This window comes from Cedecea sp., from assembly GCF_036500665.1.
Classification (GTDB): domain Bacteria; phylum Pseudomonadota; class Gammaproteobacteria; order Enterobacterales; family Enterobacteriaceae; genus Cedecea.
Genome location: NZ_DASYBS010000055.1, coordinates 1 through 2,273, shown reverse-complemented (window position 1 = coordinate 2,273; position 2,273 = coordinate 1). Strand labels below are relative to the sequence as shown.

At 51.6% G+C, this 2,273-nt stretch carries 1 protein-coding gene; it reads left to right on the top strand.

The features are described from left to right. Window positions 1-574: 574 nt before the first annotated feature. On the top strand, window positions 575-2,273 hold a 1,699-nt coding region (locus VGM55_RS08610; protein WP_331635247.1), incomplete at its 3' end, for a pertactin-like passenger domain-containing protein.

Genomic DNA, 2,273 nt, shown 5'->3' with positions numbered 1-2,273 from the left:
TTCACCGCAAAATCGTGGCTGCGTGCCGGAGGATACAAAGGGCTGATTGAATTTCGGCCAAAAGGGAATTGCCTGAATTGCCGCACCACCGAAATCTTCTTTTACCAATAACGCCGGTGGTCGCCGGATTTTAATCGGGTGGGCCGGGGTTGAACAACCGAAGGACGCCAGCCTTTTAATCACCGGAGTAACAGTTATGAACAAAGAAACAGTCTTTGTGTTTAACGCCACAGAGGATAAATCACAACTATAACCCCGTAGCCGCGCCAACAGCTGTGGGGGATATAAACGGTGCACAGCCTGGCTATGAAAAAGTTTTAAGAATCCAGTCAGTGAAGATAACTGGTGGAATCTTATTTCTGAAGATCAAGCCTATTGCTGCGTAAAGAAATTAATCGGATGCAATAGACATTAATATTTAAATGTAAATGTCGGAAGTTAACAAATGGGACTTTTTATTATGATGGAAATTAAATTAAGTAACGAAAGGTATTTCTTGTTGAATCCAGTAAAGCGTGTATTTCAGCAAGCAGGTATTCTGGGGCTTGGTGCAGTCTGTTTTCTACAACCTGTTATGGCTGCAAATCTGGGGAGCCAACAAGGACAGAACATCACAATTAATAACGGCGATCACGTCATCGCTGATGCAACCGACGCCAATGGCGTTTTATATGGTGTGATGAATCCTTATCTAAGCACCGGAAAGGTGGACCTGGGTAATAACGTCACAGTTACTGCAGCTACCCTGACTGGAACGGCACATGGTGTACTTCTTCACGGTGATGAAAGCACATTAACCGCTAACCGTCTCACGGTGAATGTCTCGGGTGAAAAGGCAACGGGTCTGTGGTTAGACGGGGATAAAACGCAGGCTGATCTGGGGAGTGGCAGTCATATTAAGGTGACAGGAACCGGCGGGGAGAGAGCCGGAGCCGGGATTGAACTCGACCACGGCTCCACACTACGTGCTGAGCGTCTCACAATAGAGACAACGGGTAACATCGGTACGGGCCTGAGTGTGGCTGGCCGCGGCAGCCTGGCTCATCTGGGGAGTGGGAGTACGATTAAAACGAACGGGCCTGAAAGCACGGGCGTTTATGTGGGAGGCCTCAACGGTAACGGCACCTACGGTCCGGCAGTCTTTACGGCCGACCAGCTCACCATTGAGACTCAGGGCCGCAATTCTTATGGCATGAATATCCAGAATAACTCCATCGCCGATTTGGGCCAGGGCAGCCAGATAACAACAGACGGTGAATATGCATCCGGTATCTGGAGCTGGGGCGATGTAAAAGCCGATGCACTCACTGTGTTAACCCGGGGGAACGGGATTGAAATTCTGGACGGAACCGCCAGTATCGGTGCCGGGAGTCACGTCAGCTCGGGATCGGCAGGTGCCCTGGTGGCCAATACGGAGTCGTTGGGTGCCGGCAATCCTGTGACTAACGTCACCCTTAACTATTTCGGCACGCAGGATAACCGCAATAGACTCTTTTCCGGGGGAGAATGGGGAGCTCTGGCCCGAGGGAAAGACGCCAGCATCAACCTCAAAAACACTGATATTACCGTTGACGGCCAGGGGCGTCTCTCGACCGGGCTGTTGGCACAGCGTTCAGCCATGATTGCCGGTGAGAATATTACGATCAATGGCGCGCAGGGTACCCGGGGTATTTATGCCGAGACTGGAAGTCAGGTCGACCTGACCGGCACGCTGGCGATAGCCATGGCCGACACCAGGCAGACCGCTATCGCGACCGAACACAGTGAGGGATCTGCGGCAAGCCGCATTAATGCCAGCGGGAAGATGGCGATAAACGGTGGTATTGAGTCAAAAGGGGGGCTTATCAATATCGATATGGCCTCAGGCTCGGTGTGGACAGGCAACGCCTTTAGCGACAATGTTAATGGCGGCGCACTAAATCTCTCGATGAATGACAGCCGGTGGAATCTCGTGAGCGCTTCTGACCTGGACAATCTGGCGCTTAACAACAGTACCGTTGATTTTTCGAGCGCCGCGCTGACTGATGATTATTATACTCTACAGGTGGGTACGCTCAGTGGGGCGGGTACTTTTGTTTTACGTACCGATATCGTTGGTGAAGGTAACGGCGTTAATAACGCCGGTGACAAACTGGTGGTGACAGGAGCCAGTTCCGGAAACCATTTATTAACGGTGCTCAATCGCGGCGACCTCAATACAACCGGTCATGAAGTCCTGACGGTGGTTGAAACTGCAGACGGTAAAGCACGTGGCACACTGTTTACCGCGACCT